At 71.4% G+C, this 20017-nt stretch carries 17 protein-coding genes and 2 pseudogenes; 9 read left to right on the top strand and 10 right to left on the bottom strand.

Annotated elements, in window-relative coordinates; genetic code table 11:
• Positions 1 to 7: 7 nt before the first annotated feature.
• From ACIQM3_RS09510 to ACIQM3_RS09500, 3 genes are read right to left on the bottom strand one after another with little or no spacing between them, the layout of a single operon-like run.
• A complete protein-coding gene (locus tag ACIQM3_RS09510; protein ID WP_401621157.1) occupies positions 8 to 907 on the bottom strand; it encodes a carbohydrate ABC transporter permease in 900 nt (299 codons plus the stop codon).
• Between the two features lie 3 nt (positions 908 to 910).
• On the bottom strand, positions 911 to 1843 hold the full coding sequence (locus ACIQM3_RS09505; protein ID WP_401621154.1) for a carbohydrate ABC transporter permease: 933 nt from the start codon (positions 1841 to 1843) through the stop codon (positions 911 to 913).
• A 22-nt stretch (positions 1844 to 1865) separates the two neighbouring features.
• Positions 1866 to 3236 (bottom strand): extracellular solute-binding protein, encoded by a 1371-nt coding sequence (locus ACIQM3_RS09500; RefSeq protein WP_401621151.1) that lies wholly within the window; start codon positions 3234 to 3236, stop codon positions 1866 to 1868.
• Between the two features lie 273 nt (positions 3237 to 3509).
• Here ACIQM3_RS09500 and ACIQM3_RS09495 point away from each other — a divergent pair, with 273 nt between their 5' ends.
• A complete protein-coding gene (locus ACIQM3_RS09495; protein ID WP_401621149.1) occupies positions 3510 to 4568 on the top strand; it encodes a LacI family DNA-binding transcriptional regulator in 1059 nt (352 codons plus the stop codon).
• Positions 4569 to 4715: 147 nt separating this feature from the next.
• Here the strand turns inward: ACIQM3_RS09495 and ACIQM3_RS09490 are convergent, their stop codons facing one another.
• On the bottom strand, positions 4716 to 5519 hold the full coding sequence (locus ACIQM3_RS09490) for a sulfite exporter TauE/SafE family protein (RefSeq protein WP_401621146.1): 804 nt from the start codon (positions 5517 to 5519) through the stop codon (positions 4716 to 4718).
• An 85-nt stretch (positions 5520 to 5604) separates the two neighbouring features.
• Here ACIQM3_RS09490 and ACIQM3_RS09485 point away from each other — a divergent pair.
• The 4 genes and pseudogenes from ACIQM3_RS09485 to ACIQM3_RS09470 all read left to right on the top strand — a co-directional run bounded on the left by ACIQM3_RS09485 (position 5605) and on the right by ACIQM3_RS09470 (position 9091).
• Positions 5605 to 6410, top strand: a pseudogene (locus ACIQM3_RS09485) (AraC family transcriptional regulator).
• A 159-nt stretch (positions 6411 to 6569) separates the two neighbouring features.
• Positions 6570 to 7490, top strand: a complete 921-nt coding sequence (locus ACIQM3_RS09480; RefSeq protein WP_401621143.1) for an AEC family transporter — start codon at positions 6570 to 6572, stop codon at positions 7488 to 7490.
• A 164-nt stretch (positions 7491 to 7654) separates the two neighbouring features.
• Positions 7655 to 8449: a MerR family transcriptional regulator gene (locus tag ACIQM3_RS09475; protein ID WP_401621140.1), complete on the top strand. Its 795-nt coding sequence runs from the start codon at positions 7655 to 7657 to the stop codon at positions 8447 to 8449.
• Positions 8450 to 8525: 76 nt separating this feature from the next.
• Positions 8526 to 9091, top strand: a pseudogene (locus ACIQM3_RS09470) (GNAT family N-acetyltransferase).
• 52 nt (positions 9092 to 9143) lie between these two features.
• Here the strand turns inward: ACIQM3_RS09470 and ACIQM3_RS09465 are convergent.
• From ACIQM3_RS09465 to ACIQM3_RS09455, 3 genes are all read right to left on the bottom strand, one after another.
• Positions 9144 to 10217: a polyprenyl synthetase family protein gene (locus tag ACIQM3_RS09465; RefSeq protein ID WP_401622379.1), complete on the bottom strand. Its 1074-nt coding sequence runs from the start codon at positions 10215 to 10217 to the stop codon at positions 9144 to 9146.
• Between the two features lie 47 nt (positions 10218 to 10264).
• Positions 10265 to 11353 (bottom strand): tetratricopeptide repeat protein, encoded by a 1089-nt coding sequence (locus tag ACIQM3_RS09460; RefSeq protein ID WP_401621137.1) that lies wholly within the window; start codon positions 11351 to 11353, stop codon positions 10265 to 10267.
• Positions 11354 to 11560: 207 nt separating this feature from the next.
• Positions 11561 to 12106: a TetR/AcrR family transcriptional regulator gene (locus ACIQM3_RS09455; RefSeq protein WP_401621134.1), complete on the bottom strand. Its 546-nt coding sequence runs from the start codon at positions 12104 to 12106 to the stop codon at positions 11561 to 11563.
• Positions 12107 to 12197: 91 nt separating this feature from the next.
• On the opposite strand from ACIQM3_RS09455, the gene ACIQM3_RS09450 reads away from it, so the two are divergent.
• Positions 12198 to 12905 carry an MBL fold metallo-hydrolase gene (locus ACIQM3_RS09450; RefSeq protein WP_401621132.1) on the top strand — a complete coding sequence of 236 codons (708 nt, stop codon included), beginning with the start codon at positions 12198 to 12200 and terminating at the stop codon, positions 12903 to 12905.
• 96 nt (positions 12906 to 13001) lie between these two features.
• Positions 13002 to 13220, top strand: coding sequence for an MbtH family protein (locus tag ACIQM3_RS09445; protein ID WP_401621129.1), 219 nt, complete (start codon positions 13002 to 13004; stop codon positions 13218 to 13220).
• Positions 13221 to 13294: 74 nt separating this feature from the next.
• On the opposite strand, the gene ACIQM3_RS09440 is transcribed toward ACIQM3_RS09445, so the two are convergent.
• The 3 genes from ACIQM3_RS09440 to ACIQM3_RS09430 all read right to left on the bottom strand — a co-directional run bounded on the left by ACIQM3_RS09440 (position 13295) and on the right by ACIQM3_RS09430 (position 16904).
• Positions 13295 to 14365: a bile acid:sodium symporter family protein gene (locus ACIQM3_RS09440; RefSeq protein ID WP_401621126.1), complete on the bottom strand. Its 1071-nt coding sequence runs from the start codon at positions 14363 to 14365 to the stop codon at positions 13295 to 13297.
• 41 nt (positions 14366 to 14406) lie between these two features.
• A complete protein-coding gene (locus ACIQM3_RS09435) occupies positions 14407 to 16029 on the bottom strand; it encodes an ABC-F family ATP-binding cassette domain-containing protein (protein WP_401621123.1) in 1623 nt (540 codons plus the stop codon).
• A gap of 242 nt (positions 16030 to 16271) precedes the next feature.
• Positions 16272 to 16904, bottom strand: a complete 633-nt coding sequence (locus ACIQM3_RS09430; protein ID WP_401621120.1) for a DUF4232 domain-containing protein — start codon at positions 16902 to 16904, stop codon at positions 16272 to 16274.
• A 228-nt stretch (positions 16905 to 17132) separates the two neighbouring features.
• On the opposite strand from ACIQM3_RS09430, the gene ACIQM3_RS09425 reads away from it, so the two are divergent.
• Positions 17133 to 18266 carry a PP2C family protein-serine/threonine phosphatase gene (locus ACIQM3_RS09425; protein WP_401621117.1) on the top strand — a complete coding sequence of 378 codons (1134 nt, stop codon included), beginning with the start codon at positions 17133 to 17135 and terminating at the stop codon, positions 18264 to 18266.
• 115 nt (positions 18267 to 18381) lie between these two features.
• A complete protein-coding gene (locus ACIQM3_RS09420) occupies positions 18382 to 20013 on the top strand; it encodes an MFS transporter (protein ID WP_401621115.1) in 1632 nt (543 codons plus the stop codon).
• Positions 20014 to 20017: the final 4 nt, after the last annotated feature.

Genomic DNA, 20017 nt, shown 5'->3' with positions numbered 1-20017 from the left:
GGGCGGATCAGGATCCGCCGAGCCCGGTGGTGGCGACCGAGCTGACGATGCGGCGCTGGAAGAGCAGGAACACCACGACCAGCGGAAGTGCCGCCAGCAGGGCCGATGCCATGGCCTGGGCGTACTGGATCCCGAAGGCGTCCTTGACGGTGGCCAGCCCCACCGGGAGCGTCATCAGGTCGGGATCGTTGATGACGATGAACGGCCACAGGAAGTTGTTCCACGCACCGATGAACACGAAGATCGATACGGCCGCCACGATCGGCCGGGACAGCGGCAGCACGACCGACCGGAAGACACGCACCTCTGACGCGCCGTCGAGCCGGGCCGCGTCCTCCAGTTCCCGGGGTATGCCGTCGAAGAACCGCTTCAGGATGAACACCATCATGGGGGCCACGACCTGGGGCAGGATCATCGCCGCGTAGGTGTCCACGAGGTTGAACATCAGCATCTGCTCGAACAGGGGCACGACGAGCAGCTGCGGCGGGACCATCACGGCTGCGACGGTCACGGCCATCAGTCCACGGCGGCCGCGGAACGTCCCCCGCGAGAAGCCGTAGGCGGCCAGGGTGGAGATCGCGACGGTGATCAGGGTGACCAGTCCGGCCACCAGGAAGCTGTTCGCCGCCCAGAGGACCACGTTGCCGCGTTCGAGGATCTGCTCGTAGGCGGACAGGGTGAAGGCGCCCTTGAACGGGGACAGCCCCGGCTTCGACACGTCCTGCTCACTCTGGAGAGAGGTGGCCACCGCCCAGAGGAAGGGCAGCAGCCAGACGGCTGCCAGCACGGTGAGCGCGGTACCGGCCAGGACGCGCGGCAGCCGGCCGTGGCCGAGGAGCAGGGGGGATCCGGCCGACTCCCTGGGTGGGCGGCGCCGGGTCCGCAGGGTGGTTGCGGTGGTGGACATCGGTCAGTCCTCCTGGCGGAAGAGACGGAGCTGCGCGAGCGAGACGACGATCACGAGGGCGAAGAAGACGTAGGAGACCGCGGAGGCGTAGCCCAGCCGGTAGCCGGTGAACCCGACGTCGTAGACGTACTCGAGGATGGGGCGGGTCGAGCCGTTCGGGCCGCCCTTGGTGAGGATGTAGATCTGGTCGAACACCTTCAGCGACGCGAGGATCTGGAGCATGGAGACCAGGACAGTGGTCCTGCGCAGCTGCGGGAGGGTGACGGACCACAGGCGGCGCCAGGCACCGGCGCCGTCGAGCGCGGCGGCCTCGTCGTACGTCGTGGGCAGGGACTGCAGAGCGGCGAGGTAGAGCAGGAAGTTGAAGCCGACCGTCCACCACACCGTGAGCGCGGCCACCGACCACATCGCGACGGCCTCGTCGGAGAGCCAGCCGACCGGTTCGAAGCCGAGTGTCTTGAGCAGTTCGTTGCCGAGGCCGATGTCCGGCTGGTAGAGCCAGGTCCAGATCAGGGTCACGACGGTCACCGGCAGCAGGTACGGCACGAAGAAGGACAGCCGCCACACCCACTGGCCGGCCAGCCCGCTGTGCACCAGGAGCGCCATGGCCAGGGCGACCAGTACCAGGGGGATGCTGGAGAGCGCGGTGAAGAGGACCGTGTTGCCGAGACTGCTCCAGACGTCCGGGTCGCCGAAGGCCTCGGCGTAGTTGTCGAACCCGACGAACGACGTGTCGCGCAGCGCGAGGGAACTGTCGGTGAAACTCATCCAGATGCCCTGGACCACGGGCCACACCAGGAAGAGCACGAAGGGGATCGCGAAGGGCAGGACGAAGAGCAGGCCCGGCCCGCGCCGGCGGGAGCCGCGTCGGGGAGGCGGGGAGAGGGGCCGTTCGCCGGTGGGCGCGGGGGCGGCGAGGGGCGTGGTGGTGGTCACGTCGGTAACTCCTTCTGCTCGGTCAGGCCACCGGATTGGGCTGCCTCAGCAGCGTGTTCGCCTCACGGACCATCTGCCGCACCGCCTTCTCGGCGGAGGTGTTGCCGAGCAACGCCGACTGGAGGGGCTGGCACATGCGGTTCTGGAAGTTCGACGCCGCCCCGGCGAACCAGTTCGGCGGATCGAGGACCGCCACCTCCCCGGCGTCGGCGTACGAGGACTGCGGCTTCAGCGCCGCGTACTCCGGCTCGGCGAGCACCGGCTGGTACGCCGGGATGTGCCCCGCGCTCGCCCAGGTCAGGCTCTGCTTGAGTATCTGGGCGACGTATCGGTGCGCTTCCCTGCGGCGGGCCGGGTCCGGGCTGTTCTGGTGCGGCAGGACGAAGCTGTGGGAGTCGGTGTAGACGGCGGGCCGGCCGAACACCTGCGGGAAGGGCGCGGCTCCGAGCGGGATCCCGGACTTCTGGAGCGTCGGCAGCTCCCACTCCCCGAGCATGGCCATGCCTCCGCGACCGCCCAGGAAGCCGGCCAGGGCGCTGTTGTAGTCCAGGTTGTTGGGATTCGTCTTACCGTCGAAGAGCTGCTGCATGAACGACACGACCTGTACCGCCGCGTCGGTGTCGATCTCGGCCGGGCCGCCGTCCGGCAGGGTGAAGGCGGCCCCGGTCTGCGCGTAGAGCGCGGCGAACTGCCGCCAGCTCTGGGCGGTGTCGGTGACATGGCCGAAGAGGATGCCGGATTTCCCCGTGACGGCGGCCAGGGCCTTGCCCGCCTCCAGGAGCGCCTTCGGTGAACCCATGGGGGCGAGTTCGCCCTTCGGGTCGAGGAGGCCGGCCTCGCCCGCGGCCTTCCGGTCGTAGAAGACGATGAACGGGTGTACGTCCAGAGGGATGGCGTAGACACGCCCCTGATGCTTCGTACGGGACCAGACCGCCGGTGTGAAGTCCTTCTCGGTGACGCCGAACTCGGCCAGCAGATCGAGGTCGAAGGGGTCCAGCAGTCCGCCGGGCGCGTAACCGGCCAGTCGGGACAGGTGCAGGACCGCCACGTCGGAGGCGCGTCCGCCTGCGGCGGACATGGCGAGCTTCGTGTAGTACGACGGCCCCCAGTCGAGGATCGTGCGGTCGATCCGGAAGCCCTCGGGACCCTGGGAGACGGCCTTGATCATGTCGTTCATCAGCATGCCGTCACCGCCCTGGAACAGGTCCCAGACGCTGAGCGCCGAAGCATCGGAGGCGGAGGCCGGTGAGGAGCACCCGGCCAGGGGGCCCATGGCGAGCAGCGCGCCCGCCCCGGCTGTTCCGTGACGCAGGAACCGGCGTCGGCCGATCCCGGGTGCCGGGCCGGAGCCGGGCACGGCCGGCGCCTCGTGGGCGGAGGACGAAAAACTCATCGCGGACCTTTCGACGGCCGGACGCTCATGCCGGATCGGCGGTGGACCCGCCCGTGCGGGCGGGTCCACCGCACACGACAGGTGGGTGGCCGCACTGGCTGAAACGGTGCGGTCACATGTTTTTACATCGATGTACATTGGCTGTAAAGAGTTCGAGCGGTACGGGTGCTCGAGACCTGCGTGGGCGCGCCTCGTACCGTGTCCGACGCCACCGCCGGCCCCCGGAACGCCGGGACATAGAATCGGCAGCGTTCGATGGCAGGGAGGTCGGCCGTGGCACGGCCCAGGATCAAGGACGTCGCACGGCACGCGGGGGTGTCGGAGAAGACGGTCTCCAACGTGATCAACGACTACGTCCATGTCTCCGAACGGACCCGGCGCGTGGTCCGCGAGTCCATCGAGCACCTCGGGTACCGGGTGAACCTGGCGGGCCGCCATCTGCGGAAGGGGCGCACCGGCATCATCGCCCTCGTCGTCCCGGAGCTGGACGTCCCGTACTTCGCGGAGCTCGCCCGGCATGTGATCCGTGAGGCGGAGCAGCTCTCCCTGACGGTGCTGATCCATCAGAGCGGAGCGGACCGCGAGCACGAGCTGGCCGCACTCGCCGGCTTCGGCTCCGATTTCGTCGACGGGATCATCCTCAGCCCGCTCGCCCTCACCGCGGACGACGTACGCCGACGGGCGGGTGTTCCGCCGACGGTGCTGCTGGGGGAGCTGCTGGAGGAAGGGGCCGACCATGTCGCCATCGACAACGAGAAGGCCGCGCGTCAGGCCACCGAGCATCTGATCGCCCTCGGGCGCCGGAACATCGTCGCGGTCGGTGGACACGAGGCCCCCGGACTCGGGACCGCGGAGGCCCGCACGCGTGGCTACCTCGCGGCCCTGGCCGAGGAGGGCCTCAGCCGGCACCCGGACGCGCTGCTGGCGGTGGACGACTTCAGGATGCCCGCCGGGGCCCGGGCGGTGAGCCGGGCACTCGACGCCGGTCTACGGCCGGACGGACTGCTGTGTCTCAACGACCAGCTCGCCCTGGGGGCGTTGCGCGCGCTCCACGAACACGGCCTCCGTGTGCCCGAGGACGTGGCGGTGATCGGTTTCGACGATGTGGAGGGAGGCCGGTTCAGCGTGCCGACGCTGAGCACCGTGGCGCCCGACAAGGCGGCGGTGGCCAGGGTCGCCGTCCAGCTCCTGAACCACCGCATCGAGGAAGCAGCCGCGCCGACCCCGCGGACGGACGCCCCCGGGGGTTCCGGTGTCCAGGCACCTCAGGACCGCGTGGTGGCTCACCGCCTCGTCCTGCGTGAGAGCACGGAGGGCCCCGAGGCCCGCTGAGGGGCGGCACAGGCCGGTCCCGCCCGGCTCGAAACCGGGTGCCGACGCGGCCGGTGCGCGGAATACTGCCCGACCACCGGGCCCCCGTCACCGCCGCTCTCGCGCGGGCCCTCGACCTGCCCGCGCCCGCCGTGGGGGGCTGCTCCTCTACGCCGACCCCAGCATCGTCGCCGTCACGGCGATGAGCAGCCCGATGTAGGCCCATGCGTGGGCGCGGTCGGGGATCCGCGGTGGGTGGCGTCGCAGTACCGCGATCACCGGCAGAGCCCCGAGGAGCAGCGCCGAGGCGGCTCGGACGTCGATGAGCCCTACCAGGCGGACGTGCGCGTCGACGGCGGCGGGGACAGCGGCGGCACCCAGGGACACCGCGGTGGCCGGCAGCGCGATGGCGAGGGTCAGAGGGTTGGCCAGCGCGGTTGCCGTGTGCATGGTGTGTCCGGCCCGACGCATGGCGGGGACGGTCATGACGCTGCCGCCCACCCCGAGGAACGCCGCGACGGCACCGACCGGCGCGCCGAGAGCGGCGGGCAGGGGCCGTGGAACGTCCGGGGCAGTCCGGGCCCGGACTGCCGTACGCAGGAAGCCGGGGCGCAGAAGCAGGTCGGCGACGGTGAGAGCGACATAGGCGACGAACGCCCAGCGGGTCGGGCCGGCCGGGGCGAGGCGCGTGGCGAGCGCGCCGGCCACGGCGCCGGCCGACAGGAGGAGAAGCAGCGAACGGCTGCCCCGGAGGGCGACGAGTACCCGCCGCGGTGTGACGGCTGTGGCGAATCCCGCGTTCACCACCATCACCAGGGCCGAGGTGGCCGTCGCCACCCGCATCGCATCCCCGCCGAGTGCGGCGTCGGCCCACACCACGACCGGCACCGCGACGAAGCCGCCGCCGAACCCGAACAGCACGGTCGTCACCCCGGTGAGGAGCCCGATCCCTGTCAGCATCACCACGTCCATGCGCCCTACTCCACCAGCCGCAGAGGGTGTCCCGCATGCGATGGTCGGCGCACTTCTTTCGCGTTCCAGCCAGTACGGTGGAGGGGTGAAGAACGTCCCACTGACCGAGGTCGACCACGTCGACCGGGTCGTCCTGCCGATCGGCACCGACTACCCGCCCGGTCACGTACTGGAGTGGCACGAACACCGCCGCGCGCAGTTCCTCTACGGAGCCACAGGGGTCATGGTCGTGGACACCGCCGACGGGACCTGGACCGTCCCGTCCGAGCGTGCGGTGCTCATTCCGGCCGTTACCGGCACCGTGTCCGCATGCTCGGGGTGAGCACCCGGAGCCTGTATATCGAGCCGGACGCCGTCCCCTGGTGGCCCGCCACCTGCACGGTCGTGGACGTTCCGCCCCTCCTGCGCGAACTGCTTTTGGCCGCCGTGGAGTTCGAGCCCGGCTACAGCCTTTCGGGGCGCGAGGGGGCCATCGCCGCGCTCCTCCTGCATGAGATCTCCGAGCGCGCCCCCCTGCCGTTCCATGTGGGGATCCCGGCTTCCGCCGATCTCGCGAGGCTCTGCCGCGCGTACCTGGCCGCCCCGGACGCCGGCGTCACCAACGCCGTCTGGGCTGCCGGAACGAACATGAGTGAGCGGGCCTTCACCCGGCGTTTCCGCTTGGAGACCGGTGACAGCCCGGCCGTCTGGCGGGCCCGTGCCCGTCTGCTCGCGGCTGTGCCGCTCCTGCGCGCCACGTCGGTCAGCGAGGTCGGCGGCCGTCTCGGCTATGCCTCGCCCGCCGCGTTCACCGCGGCTTTCACGCGTGCCTTCGGCGTGCCGCCGTCCCGCTTCGCGGCCGCCGGGGCCGGGGGCGCGCGCAGATCCCCGCTCCGGGCGACCGGTCGCTGAGCACCGCGCCGCGGTGACCGTAGGCTAAGCCCTGGTCAACGCATCGGCGGGCGGCTTCCGGGCGGAAGCGAGGGGGCCTGAGCCCTGCGTGGTTCCGGCACAGGGCGGCCCTCGCCGGCCCGCTGACCGGACGCATACGACCCATCAGCAAGGAAGTCCATGCAGGGAGTTCTCACCGGGTTCGCGGTGATCGCCGTCGTCATCGGCATCGGCTACGTCCTCGGGCGCCGTGGACACCTGGGAGACGAAGGCCGGACGGTCCTGACCAGGCTCGCCTTCAACGTGGCGACCCCCGCCCTGCTCTTCACGACCCTGGCGGGCGCGGACCTGTCGGTCATCTTCTCCCGACGGCTCCTCGTCACCGCGGCGGGAACCGCCTCCGCAGCCGCCCTCTTCATCACCGTAGGACTCGTACGACGATGGGGCACGGGACAGATCACCATCGGCGCCCTGTGCTCCAGCTATGTCAACGCCGGCAACCTCGGAATCCCGATCGCCGTCTACGTGCTGGGAGATGCCTCACTCGTCGCCCCCGTCCTGCTCTTCCAGCAGATCGTCGTCACGCCGTTGGCCCTGACCATCCTCGACCTGAACCGGCCCGGCGAGCCCCGCCCCCTCTTCCAGCGCCTGACCACACCGCTCCGCAATCCGATGGCCGTCGGCTCACTCTCGGGCGTCCTCGTGGCCGCCACCGGATGGACCGTCCCGTCGCCGGCCCTCGAACCCCTCACCCTCATCGGCAACATGTCCGTCCCCGCGGTCCTGCTGGCCTTCGGGATCTCCCTGCGCGGCAGTGGCATACCCGCCCGGGGGGACAGCCGGTCCGCCATCGTCCTGTCCGCCACCCTCAAGACGACCGTCCAGCCGCTCATCGCCTGGAGCATCGGCGCGGGTGTCTTCCATCTGCAGGGTGCCGCTCTCCTCGACGTCGTCGTGACCTCCGCGCTGCCCGCGGCGCAGAACCTCTACACCTACGCCTCGCAGTACCGGGTCGGCGAACAACTCGCCCGGGAGTCCATCCTGCTGTCCACCGTGGCCTCGATCCCCGTGCTGATCACCGTCGCCGCGCTCCTGGGATAGCCGGCGCGGAGAACGCGATGTCGTGAGCGGTGGCTGCCGCGCGCGGGACCGGTCGGCGGAGAGCACCCGACGCATGCTTCAGTGACTCGGAGCAGGTCTCGGTCGGGGACCAGCTGAGGAACGGCCTTGAGTCTCCAGTGACTGGAGACAGCAGAGTGGGGGACATGGACGTTACGACCCTCTACTCGATCGGGGAGCTTTCCCGGCGGACCGGCCTGTCCGTGAGGACCATCCGGTTCTACTCCGATTCGGGGGTGGTAGCGCCGACCACCCGTAGCCCCGCCGGTTACCGGCTCTACGACCTCGACGCACTGCTTCGTCCGGATCTCCTGCGTACACTGCGCGAGCTGGGCATGGACGTGGCCACGATTCGACGGGTACTGGACCGCGAGCTCTCGGTGGCAGACGTCGCCGCGGCGCACGCCGACGCCGTGGACGTCCAGATCCAGGTGCTGCAACTGCGTCGGAGCGTTCTGCGAGTCGTGGCCGGACGCGGGTCCAGTCCCGAGGAGACCAAGCTCATGCACAGGCTCACGCAGTTGTCCGGCGAGGAACGCCGGCGTTTGACCGACGATTTCCTGGACGGCACCTTCGGCACAGCGGATACCGCCCCGGCCGCGGTGGCCATAATTCGCGCTGCCACTCCCGACCTTCCCGATGATCCGTCCGGCGAGCAGGTCGCCGCGTGGGTGGAACTCGTCGAGCTGGTCGGCGACGAGGACTTCCGAGCCCGGATGCGCCGGACGGCCAGGTGGCAGGCCACCGGGCGCACGCTCGACATCGAGAGCGATGCCGGCGAGGAGCTGGTCGAGTTCACCCGTATGAAGGTCGCCGAAGCGATGGAGTCGGGTATCGACCCACTCAGTGCCCTGACACGGAATTCCGGGACTGGACGGCCGAACAGTTCGGGGAGGCGCACGATCCACGGGTGGACCATGCTGAGTCGGGTCCGCCCGTAGGGCACCCTTGGTGCCCTTGTGGAGCGGGCCCGTCAGCGCCTGCGGCGAACCGACCGACACCGAACTGGTAGGCACGATGAGCGACATGTGGACCGGCGGAAAGGTACGCCTGCGAGGTGTCGAGCCCGAGGACTGGGAAGGTTTTCGCGACCTGGCCCTGAACACCCTCGACGTCCGCGACGCCGACTCGGTCGAGCCTCCGCGCTCCGCCGAGAGTTTCCGTTCCTGGACCGCTGAACGTGCTGGGCGCCCGCCGGGAGGTGAAGCCTTCCGTCTGGTGGTCGAGGGCTGGCGGACCGGGCATTCGCGGGATCGGTGACAGTCGGAGAGACCGACAGCCGTGCGGGGCGGTTCAAGACCGGTGTCGAGATCAGCCGCGACCACCGCCGCAAGGGGTACGCGGCCGAGGCGACAGAACTCGTCCTCACCTACATGTTCGCCGAGCAGCGCTACAACAAGTGCGAGGTGGAGGTCTACGCCTTCAACGACAGCTCACTCGCGCTCTACCGGGGGCTGGGCTTCGTCGAGGAGGGCCGGCTCCGCGAGCACGAGTTCTTCGCCGGCGGCTACCACGACGTCGTGCTGCTCGGTATCACCGCGGCCGAGTTCTGGGCCGCACATCCCCTCCCCTCGGTACGGTGACCCTCGCGTCACCACCTCCGGCCGGCCGGGCCCCGCCGGCCGGCCGCCGTATTCACACTTTGCGGTGCAGCAGGAACCCCAGCAGCGCCTCGATCTCGCGCGCCGCTCGCGGGACGAGGGGCACACTCCGCAGGCAGGCGCGGGCGGCTTCGAGGTGACGGCGGGCCTCGTCCAGGGTGGCGGCGCGGCCGCCGCATGCCTCGACGAGTGCCGCCGCGCGGACGGCGCCGGCGTCGTCGAGGGGGAGCGGTGCGTTCAGGAGAGCGGCGAGCTCCCCGGAGCGTGGACCGTCCCCGGCGAGGGCGGCGAGCACGGGGTAGGTCTTCTTCCGCTGCCGCAGATCGCTGTGCACCGGTTTGCCCGTCACCGCCGGGTCACCCCAGACGCCGAGCAGGTCGTCGACGGCCTGGAAGGCAACCCCGAGGTGGCGTCCGGCCCGGTCCAGCGCGGCGACGGTCGGGGCGGGCGCCCCGCCCAGCAGGCCGCCGAGCGCCGCCGCACAGCCCAGCAGGGCGCCGGTCTTGAGCTCCGCCATGGAGCGGTACTCGTCCGTCCGTACGGCGTCGGGCCCCGTCCAGGACCGGGCCGCGAAGAGCAGGTCCTCCGCCTGGCCGCGTACGAGATCGCTCAGTGTCCCGGACAGCCGGCTCACGGCCGCGGCCCCGTGCGGGCCCGGTGTCTCGGCGAGGGTCTGCACGGCCAGGGCGAAGAGGGCGTCACCCGCGAGCACGGCCGGCCCGGTGCCGTAGGCCTTCCACACGGTCTCGCGCTGCCGCCGCGTTCCGTCCCCGTCCATGATGTCGTCGTGCAGCAGCGAGAAGGTGTGGACCAGCTCGACCGCGACCGCCCCGGGCACGGCGCTCTCCCCGGGAGCCCCCACCGCCTCGGCGCACAGCACGGCGAGGGTCTGGCGCAGTCCCTTGCCCTCGAAGGACCCGTCGGCGGGCGCCCCGCCGACGTCGCACCAGCCGAGCGAGAACGCGGCCATCTCTCCCGGCCACGGGTGGAGGCGCTCTATCGCGGCGGACAGGGAGGGACGCACCAGGTCGCGGCAGCGGGCCAGCACACGGGGGAGGCCGGCCGCGGTTACCGGCTGCGGGGCGGACGCGGCTCCCCCGGCGGTCATGGTTTCCCCGGCGGTCGTGGTGACGGGGGAGACGGTCGTGGGGATGGTCATCGCGTCGCCGGCTCCTCGGCACGGTGGCCCACGGCGGGCAGGGGCCCTATCCCCAGCTCGGCCGCGGCCTTGTCGACCATGTCCCGGGCGTGCCGCAGACCGATCCGGTCCAGGGTCCGGTGGAGCTCCGCCAGTTCGACGGCAGTCCCCGCCGGGTTCCGCCCCAGCCGGGCCAGCGACTTGGCGAGCCCCAGCCGGGACAGGGCCGTGCCCCGCGGCTCGTTCATCTCCTCGAATTCGGCGAGCGCCCGCGCATACGTGTCGCGGGCCTGCGCGTACTGCCCGGCCCGGTAGTGGACATTGCCGCGCATCTTGTGGTTGTACGCCAGCGCGCTGGACAACTGCATGTCGCGGCAGGCCTCTTCGGCCTCGGTGAGCAGCGCCAGAGCGCGCTCCACATCGCCGTCGCGTACGGACACCACGTCCGCGATGCCGCGCAGCGCCCAGGCGCGGCCCCGCCGGTCATCGGCGGCGCCCGCGGTTTCGGCCGCTTCCTCGAACAGGGCGAGCGCCTTGTCGTACGAGCCGGTGTTCCGGTGCATCTGGGCTATGCCCTCCAGTGCCCACACCGTGTGCCGGGCCTCTCCGCGCCTGCGGGCCTCGGCGAGCAGCTGTTCGTGCAGTTCGCCGACCGCCTGGTAGTCGCCCTGGATGCGCCCGGTCTCCGCGAGTCCGGCGAGCGAGTAACCCCGTACCACCACGTCGCCCCCTCGCTCGCCCATGTCGGCCGCGAGCCCGAGCAGCCGGTACGCCAGTGCCAGCGAGCCCCGCTGGCGCGCGAGCGTGCCACCGCTCCACAGCGCCCACGCCATCCCCCCGACGTCCCCCGCCGTACGCGCGGCACGGTAGCTCGACTTCCAGGCGGCGTCGGCCTCCGTCACCCGGCCCAGCCGACGGTACGCCTCGGCGACCGCGAGCTCGCAGCGCGCCATCTCCCGGTGCCGCCCCGCACGTTCCGCCGCCCGCAGCTCCTCGATCCCCTTCGCGAGCACCTCGGTGAGGGAGGAGTTCACCGACAACGAGCCGAGCGCTCCCTGGTACTCGGGAGCGAACGCCTTGTCCTTCGGCCGATCCTGCTGTGTCACCGTGCCACCCGCTCACTGTCTCGTCCGTCTGTGGAACCGTCGTCCCGGCGGTCGGTCGGCCGCCGTCCCTGGTCAAGACGGTACGGGCGGGCCGGGGTTCCACGAATCCCTCTCCGTGTTGGTCGTGGGTCGTACCTGAGAGCCAGGGGAGCCGGGCCGTGGTCCTCCGTGGGAGGGACGGCCGGGCGGGCCCCGGCCGTCCCGCCGTCAGGCCGGCGGGGCCGGGTGGCCGGCCGTGAGGGCCCGGCGCATCCCGCGCAGGCCGTACTCGAAGGCGCGGTCGACGTCGCCCCCGAGCCGGAAGGCGCCGTTGAGCTCCATCTCGATGAAGCCGGTGAGCCACGCAGTCAACAGGCGTGCGCCGTCGAGCGCGTCCCGCTCGCCCACGAGCTCCCTCGCGGTGTGCAGGACGGGGCGGGCCGCGTGTTCGAGGGACCGGGGCGGCGCGTGCGTGGAGTGCATCAGCCGGAATCCCTCGGGCCGGGCCCCGGCGAACCGCCTGTAGCAGCGCGCCAGTTCCTCGAGCGAGCCGTCGGTCGCCGCCAGCCGGGAGGCCAGGTCGTCGACGGTGGCCTCGGCCACGGCCGCCAGCAGGGCGGCGCGGTTGTCGACATGCTTGTACAGCGACGGCGCCCTCACCCCCACCCGCTCGGCGACGCCCTGCATCGTCAGTCCGTGCTGGCCGCCCGCCTCCAGCAGGTCGCGGCCTGCCGCGACGATCCCGCTCAAGGAGGTCTTCTCGGGAGTCGGCATGGTCCACCTTCCGCGCTCATGGCTATTGACGATAGCCATCATAGCTAAGTAACTTAGCCATCACATTCCGATCCTGACTCCAGGAGACCTCATGAGACTCGCGCCCCACCTGCACCGCCTCGGCAACGATCTGGTGGCGTGCTACCTCGTGGACACCCCCGGCGGCATCACGCTCATCGACGCGGGCCTGCCCGGCCACTGGCGGGACCTGCAGCGCGAACTCCGCTCCCTGGGCAAGTCGGCCGACGACATCCGCGGACTCGTGCTGACCCACGGCGACTCCGACCACATCGGCTTCGCCGAACGTCTGCGGAGGGAGCACGGCGTGCCGGTGTACGTGCATGCCGCCGATGCCGCCCGTGCCCGCACGGGTGACAAGCCCAAGGTCGCGGTCGGCCCGATGCGCCTGGGTGCGACGCTCGGGTTCTTCGGGTACTCCCTCCGCAAGGACGGTCTGCGCACCCGCTACGTCGGCGATGTGACGGAGATCGGCGACGGTGACGTCCTGGACCTGCCCGGGAGGCCCGAGATCGTGGGGATGCCCGGCCACTCCCCGGGAAGCGTGGCTGTCCATGTCCCGGTCGCCGACGCGGTCTTCGTCGGTGACGCGCTCACCACCCGGCACGTCCTCACCGGGCGTACCGGACCGCAGCCGGCGCCCTTCACGGACGACCCGGCCGAAGCGCTGACCTCCCTCGACCGGATCGCCGGGCTGTCGGCGTCGTGGGTGCTGCCGGGGCACGGCGCGCCCTGGCGCGTCTCGCCGGGAGAGGTCGGCGGGGCGGTCAGGAAGGGCTGAGGCGAGTTACCGCACGCGGAGCGTCAACCGGGAGGGATCTGGGTAAGGTGGCACCGATCAAGTGAAGATAGCCTTACCTAACTTAAAGGAGTACCGGTGACCAACCCCTTCGAGGACGAGAACGGCACCTATCTGGTGCTCGTCAACGACGAGGGACAGCACTCGCTGTGGCCTGCCTTCGCCGAGGTGCCCGGCGGCTGGACCGTGGCCCACCAGGAGGACACCCGCCAGGCCTGTCTCGACTACGTGGAGCAGAACTGGACCGACCTGCGGCCCAAGAGCCTGATACGGAGCATGGCGTCCGGGTCCGCGTGAGCTCTGTGCAACGCCCGAAGGCGTTCGTCCGGAACCCCGGACGAACGCCTTCGGTGGTGAACTGCGGGGTGAGGTCAGGACTCCCCGGCGGCCGCGGTGCTCGCCGCAGGGCCGGCGACCGCCGGTGCCGACTCGTCACGCCGTGACCGGTGGGCCATCCAGGCGGCGACCAGTGCGCCCGAGATGTTGTGCCACACGGAGAACACCGCGGCCGGCAGGGCGGCCAGCGGGCTGAAGTGAGCGGTCGCCAGTGAGGCGGCGAGCCCGGAGTTCTGCATGCCGACCTCGAAGGCCATGGCGCGGCTCGCGGGCCGGCCGAGCCCCGAGAGCTTGCCCGCGCCGTAACCGAGCGCGAGTCCGAGCCCGTTGTGCAGCACGACGGCGATCAGCACGGTCACGGCGGCCGACTTGATGGTGCCGGCGCTGCCCGCCACGACGGCGCAGACGATCGCGGCGATGGCCAGCGACGACAGCCAGGGCATGAGACCCAGCACCCTGTCGACGAACTTCCCCGCGACGAGCCGCACCACGAGGCCGCCGAGGACCGGAAGCAGCACCGTCTTGAGGATGTCCGTGATCATCGAACCGGCGTCCACCGGCAGGTACGCACCCGCGAGCAGCAGCGTCAGCGGTGGCGTCACCAGAGGGGCCACCAGGGTGGAGACGGTGGCCACGGAGACCGACAGCGCCACGTCGCCACGGGCCAGGAAGGTCACGACGTTGGACGCCGTACCGCTCGGCGCGCAGCCCACCAGGATGAGTCCGGCGGCCAGTTGCGGCGGCAGCCCCAGCAGATGGGCGATGGCCCAGCCGAGCCCCGGCATGATCACGTAGTGCGCGACCAGCCCGATGGCCACCGCCCACGGGCGCTTCGCCACGCCCCTGAAGTCGAGCGGAGTCATCGTCAGGCCCATGCAGAACATGACGATCCCCAGCAGGTACGGAACCGATTCCGTCCAGCCGTCGAACGTGCCGGGGGTGACGAGACCGGCTACACCCGCCGCAAGCACGAGGACGGGGAACACCGTGACGGCGCGCCTCGCCGCCTTGTCGTCGGAGGCCGGTTGATCAGGGGATATCTGTTCGGTTTGCACAGGCGCGATGAGACGCCGCAAGCGCGGGCCTTCGCAAACGCGTCTCACCATGCGGACGCGATGTCCAGGATGCGTCCACCTGAAGACCCCGCCTACCAGGGGCCGAGGCGCAGCTCGCGCCCCTGCCAGCGCCTTCGCAGCCAGCGGTCGTGACCGGCCAGGACGATCGCTCCGGGGCCCGCGCCCATCGCTGCCTCGAGTTCGTCGCAGAGCCGGGGGGACAGATGGTTCGTGGGCTCGTCGAGCAGCAGCAACTCGGGCGGATGCGCCACCAGGAGGGCCAGCGCGAGCCTGCGGCGCTGGCCGACGGAGAGGCGCCCGACCTGCTTGCCCAGGTCCGCCTCGCTCATCAGCCCCAGCGAACCCAGCGGCACGGCCTCCGCACGCTCGCTCCCGAGAGCGTGCGCGTAGGTGTCCCGGACGGTGCGGTCCGGCCGTGCGAACACGGTGTCCTGGGCCAGCACCCCCACCGAGAGGCCGCCCTTGCGCCGCACGTCGCCGTCCGCCACGAGACTCCCGGCGAGCACGGCCAGGAGCGTCGACTTCCCCGCCCCGTTGTCGCCCGTCACGAGCAGCCGCTCGGTCGCCGACACGTCCAGGCGGTCGACGGCGAGGCGGCCCCGCACCCGCACGTCCCGAAGCGAGACGAGGAGCCCGTCCGCCGAAGGCCCGGCGAGGGCGGTGCGCCGGAACCGCAGCGGCTGCGGAGGCTCGGCGATCCGATGGCGTTCGAGTTCGTCCAGCCTGCGAGCGGCGTTGCGCGCCCGTCGCGAGATCTGGCTCTGCACCCGGTTGGCCCGGACGCCGTAACCCATCTTCTCGTTGTCGCGCGGTCCGCGGTCCGGGGCCACCCGATGCGTGGTCGTGCCGATCGACCGGTGCAGTGCCTCCAGCTCCTCCTGTTCCTCGGCGTAACGCCGTTCCCAGCGCTCCCGTTCGGCCCGCTTCTCGGACTGGTAGGCGGTGTAGTTGCCGCCGTACCGCACCGGTCCGTCCATGGCGGGGTCGAGGTCGATCAGGTCCGTGCACACGGCGTCGAGGAAGGCCCGGTCATGGCTCGCCACGACGACTGCGCCGGGCAGGCCGCAGACCTGCTCCTCGAGGAACTCGGCGGCACGGTCGTCGAGGTGGTTGGTCGGCTCGTCCAACAACAGCGCAGAAGGCCTCCGGACCAGCAGGGAAGCCAGGGCCAGACGCCCGCGCTGCCCGCCGGACAGGGAGCCGAGCGTCCGGTCCCGCCGGATCCCGCCGAGGCCGAGGCCTTCCAGCACCATCGTGGCGCGCCGGTCGGCGTCCCACGCCTCCTGCTCCTGGGCGCGCTCCAGCCGCCGGCCGTAGGCGTCGAGCAGCGCGGCGTATCCGGGGGAGTCCTCGTCGGCACGGGCGACTTCTCCGGAGAGGCGCTCGACCTCGGCGAGATCGTCGCGGACCTCGCGCAGTGCCTCGTCCAGCACGTCGGCGATGGTGGCGGCGGTGGCGAACGGCATCTCCTGGTGCAGGAAGCCCAGATCGGCCGGGCGGGTGATGCTTCCCGCGTCAGGTTCGTCGGCCCCGGCGAGCAGACGGAGCAACGTCGACTTGCCGACGCCGTTCTCCCCGATCAGCCCGATGCGGTGGCCGGGGGGAGCCGTGAGGGAGAAGCCGTCGACCACGCGCCCGTCGCCGAAGGAACGGACGATGTCGCGTGCGAGCAGGGCCGCGGAGGCGTCGGGCATGGGAGATGACCTCGTGTGCATGCGGGCGGACAGGTTTCCGCCCGGGGCGGGCAGGGGGGAACGGGAACGACACAGGGCCTCGCGGCAGCGGCGCTGTCGCGCACCTGCCCACGGGCGATCACATCCGGGTGTCACCCGGAGATGTCGTCGTCTCCCACCATGTCCGGTCTCCTCACCGAGAGAGCGCTGTCCACGGGGAGCCTAGCAGCCGGCCTCTGACCGGTGCTGAGGCGTCGTCATGCCTACTTGCCCGAGCCGACCGGGGTCACCGTGATGCGGGAGGCGGAGCCGGAGCCCGCGGGGATGCTCACGTCGAGGGGCATGCTGTGCGAGTGGGTCTCGTTCGGCGGCGTCACGACGGCCGAGGTGAACGCGACGCCCGAGCCGCCGCTCGTGTTCGGCGGGAAGTACAGGGAGAAGTCGGTGCGTTCCCCGGGCGCCAGTGTGACCGTCGGCACCGACCTGCCGCTGTTGCGCTCGGCGCTCACGGTGCCGTCCTTGCCCTTGAGGTCCAGGCCGGGGAATCCGTGCATGGAGCAGGACGCGGAGCCGGTGTTCTCCAGATTGATCAGCACCTCGCCCTCCGCCATGCCGCCGGAACTGCTGAACGAGAGGTCCGTCGTCCGGCAGATGCCTCCGGCCGAGGATGCGGACGGGACCGCGGAGCCCGGGGCCGAGGCGGATGTCGAGGCCCGACCGCCCCCTTCGCCGGAACCCTCCGGAGCGGCCGTGGCACCGGCACCGCTCGGGCTGCCGGAGACGGCGGACGGCTCCGCCGCGCCCGTGTCGCTGCCGTTCTCACCGTTGCAGGCGGTGAGGGAGAAGGCCGCCGCCGCTGCGGCGGCGATGACGGCGGATGTTTTCCGAAGGCGCATGACGTCCCCTGCGATGAGGCACCGGCTGCTCCGTACGAGCACTTACGTGGGCGATGCACGCGCTTGTCCCGCGAACGGGTGCGCGCCGGACCGAAGATCATCACGTCGGGAGGAACACCGGCCCGCCCCGCGACCACAAGAGGCTCATGCCCGTCAGAAGCCCCGCCATGTACGCCGGCCGTCGCCGCCGGGGATGCGGAGGGCCGTGCTTGCGGGCAGCGTGGGGGAGTGCCGCAGCTGCTGAGAACCCAGTGGATCCCCGTAGGCCTCATCGTGCTGGCCGTGGTGGTCGACCTGGCCACCCCGCACGACGTGACGTCCGCGCCGCTGCTCATGGCGGCACCCGTCGCAGCCGCGCCGCTCTGTGGCGTCCGCGGCATCATCGGCGTCGGAATCACGGCGATGGTCGTCCACGCGTTCCTCGCACGGCTCGACGGAACCTTCGGCTGGCGCGCGGGCATCGCCAACCAGATCACCCTTGCGGCAGTCACCGCGCTCGCCGTCCTGATCCACCGCACGCTGCGCCGACAGGACGCCCGCGCCCGGCGCGCCCAGCACGTCGCGGCCGTCGCCCAGCGGGCCGTGCTGCCCAGGCCTCCCTCGCGCCTGGGGGACCTGCACATCGACGCGCGGTACGTGCCCGCCGAGAGCGAGGCGCTGATCGGCGGTGACCTGTACGTGGTGCAGAGCACCCCGTACGGGATCCGGGTCATGGTCGGGGACGTACGGGGGAAGGGGCTCGGGGCGGTCAGCGCCGTCAGCGCCGACCTCGGCGCCTTCCGGTACGCGGCGGACGAGGCCGAGGACCTCCCGCGGCTCGTGACCCGGCTTGAGAGAGCCCTCCTGCGCGAGGGCGGCCGGCGTGGCGGCCAGCAGCAGTCGGAGGGCTTCACGACAGCGCTCATCGCCGAGTTCTCCTCGGACCTGGAGACCGTACGCCTGGTCAACCGGGGCCATCCGCCCCCGGTACTCCTGGACGCACAGGGCGGCACCACCCTTCTCGAGGCGTCCGAGGAGGCGCCTCCGCTGGGGATGAGCGATCTGGGCGCGTGGTCGTCCCCGGTCGACAGCTTCCCCTTCCCCGCCGGCTCCACCCTTCTCTGCTTCACCGACGGCGTCACCGAGTCGCGCGATGCCGCAGGGCGCTTCTACGACCCCGTCGCACGCCTGCCGCTCGTCCTCGGCAGACGGGCGCGCTCCGGCGGACGCCTCACACCGGGGCAGATCCTGGACACGCTGATCCAGGACGTCCGGCGCCACGTCGGCGGCCGGCCACAGGACGACCAGGCCATGCTGGCCCTGCACCGCTCCCGCGCCGAGGACGAACCCGCTCCGCGGGCCAGGGCCGGCCCTCCGAGCTGACGGCCGGTCCGGCCGCGCAAGAGCGGAGCACGGAGGAGCTGAGGCTCCGCCATCCGCCGTACGACGGCCGCCACCTGGATGTGCGAGCCTCTCCCATCCGGTTCACACTCGGATCATGCGCACCGACACTCCCGGCCCGGGCACGGCCGGCCCTCCTGCCGAAGGGGGAGCCGCCAACCAGACACTGGCCCTCGCGGCGATGCTCTTCGCCGTGTCGATGACGTTCATCGACCAGACGATCGTCGCCGTCGCCGCTCCGAGCATCGTCGACGAACTCGGTCTCTCGTCCTCCGGGATGCAGTGGGTCGTCAACGCGTACCTGCTCGCGCTGGCCGCCTTCTTCGCGCTCGGCGGGCGGCTGTCCGACATCTTCGGTCACCGTCGGGTGATGCTGATCGGCACGCTCCTGTTCGTCGTCTCCTCCGTGCTGTGCGGCTGCGTCCCGGAGGGTGATTTCGCACAGGCCTGGCTGATCATCTTCCGCGCCACCCAGGGACTCGGCGCGGCGCTCATGTTCCCCGCCGCGCTCGCCGTGGTCATCGCCGTCTTCCCCGTGGGGAAGCGCGGCCGTGCGCTCGCGCTGTTCTTCGGTCTCTCCGGTGCCCTCACCGCGGTCGGGCCACTGCTCGGCGGCTGGCTGACGGCCTGGACCTGGCGGGCGATCTTCTGGGTGAACGTGCCGATCGCCGTCATCGCCCTGGTCCTGGCCGTCATGGCCCACATCCCCGAGACCCGCAGGCGCGAGAAGCTCGACGTGCCCGGTGCCGTCCTGGTCGCCGTGGGCATGGGGCTGAGCGTGCTCGGGTTCCAGCAGGCGTCCGCGTGGGGCTGGAGCAGCATCGCCACATGGGCGTGCATCGTGGGCGGGCTCGCCGTCCTGGTGGTGTTCTGCCGCTACGAACTCGGGGTGGCGGAACCGCTCATCAGGCTGCGTGTCTTCCGCGACCGGGCGTTCATCGTCGACATGCTCGTCCTCTTCTTCGCGATGCTGGCCTTCGTCCCGGTGTTCTTCTTCGCGTCCGTCTACGCACAGGTCTCGCTGAGCGCCTCGCCGAACCAGGCCGCCCTGTACCTGCTCTACTTCTTCATCGGGTTCGGGATCGCGTCCCAGTGGGGCGGCCGCATCCTGGACCGGCGCGGAGCCCGTCCGGCGATGCGGCTCGGGACTGCGCTCGGCGCCGTCGGGTTCGCCCTGTGGGCGAACAAGCTGACGGACCTGTCGATGCACGACCAGTGGCCGTACGCCGCACTCGCCGGCGCGGGCATCGGCTTCCTCCTCGCCCCCGCGTCCACCGACGCGGTCAACCGGTCGATCGGCGCCTCGTACGGCGAGGTCACCGGCATCACCCAGACCGTGCGCAACTACGCGGCGAGCATCGGGATCGCCGTCTTCGGGACGATCCTCACCCACGTCACCACCGACAGGGTCGTGGAGACCCTCACGTCCAGGGGAGTGCCGGCAGGCGCGGCGAACGACGCCGCCAGATCGGTCGCGGAGGCCGTCACCGGAAATCCGGACGCACAGGAGCCGTCCGGCGGAGGCCGGGTCGCCACCCTCATGAGGGACTCGATGGACGCGGTCAGAATGGACTTCGCCGAGGCGAACCAGTGGGTGTTCTACGGGATGGCCATCGCGCTCGGTATCGGGTACCTGTGCGCGCTCCGGCATCCCGGGACACGGGTGACCGGAGACTCGCCCACCGAGCCTCCCGAGCAGCCGGGGCGGGGCCGACGGGAAGCCGGCTGACGGT

The sequence above is a fragment of the Streptomyces sp. NPDC091271 genome (genome assembly GCF_044757505.1).
Classification (GTDB): domain Bacteria; phylum Actinomycetota; class Actinomycetes; order Streptomycetales; family Streptomycetaceae; genus Streptomyces.
The sequence above is the reverse complement of the archived record's forward strand: the minus strand, read 5'-3'. Positions and strand labels throughout refer to the sequence as shown.

Excerpts from the sequence above, each read along its gene's own strand:
- ACIQM3_RS09430 (WP_401621120.1), bottom strand. The coding sequence starts at position 16,904 with ATGCGCCTTCGGAAAACATCCGCCGTCATCGCCGCCGCAGCGGCGGCG.
- ACIQM3_RS09490 (WP_401621146.1), bottom strand. The coding sequence starts at position 5,519 with ATGGACGTGGTGATGCTGACAGGGATCGGGCTCCTCACCGGGGTGACG.
- ACIQM3_RS09420 (WP_401621115.1), top strand. The coding sequence starts at position 18,382 with ATGCGCACCGACACTCCCGGCCCGGGCACGGCCGGCCCTCCTGCCGAA.
- ACIQM3_RS09435 (WP_401621123.1), bottom strand. The coding sequence starts at position 16,029 with ATGCCCGACGCCTCCGCGGCCCTGCTCGCACGCGACATCGTCCGTTCC.
- ACIQM3_RS09480 (WP_401621143.1), top strand. The coding sequence starts at position 6,570 with ATGCAGGGAGTTCTCACCGGGTTCGCGGTGATCGCCGTCGTCATCGGC.
- ACIQM3_RS09450 (WP_401621132.1), top strand. The coding sequence starts at position 12,198 with ATGAGACTCGCGCCCCACCTGCACCGCCTCGGCAACGATCTGGTGGCG.
- ACIQM3_RS09500 (WP_401621151.1), bottom strand. The coding sequence starts at position 3,236 with ATGAGTTTTTCGTCCTCCGCCCACGAGGCGCCGGCCGTGCCCGGCTCC.
- ACIQM3_RS09455 (WP_401621134.1), bottom strand. The coding sequence starts at position 12,106 with ATGCCGACTCCCGAGAAGACCTCCTTGAGCGGGATCGTCGCGGCAGGC.
- ACIQM3_RS09465 (WP_401622379.1), bottom strand. The coding sequence starts at position 10,217 with ATGACCGCCGGGGGAGCCGCGTCCGCCCCGCAGCCGGTAACCGCGGCC.
- ACIQM3_RS09510 (WP_401621157.1), bottom strand. The coding sequence starts at position 907 with ATGTCCACCACCGCAACCACCCTGCGGACCCGGCGCCGCCCACCCAGG.
- ACIQM3_RS09440 (WP_401621126.1), bottom strand. The coding sequence starts at position 14,365 with ATGGTGAGACGCGTTTGCGAAGGCCCGCGCTTGCGGCGTCTCATCGCG.
- ACIQM3_RS09475 (WP_401621140.1), top strand. The coding sequence starts at position 7,655 with ATGGACGTTACGACCCTCTACTCGATCGGGGAGCTTTCCCGGCGGACC.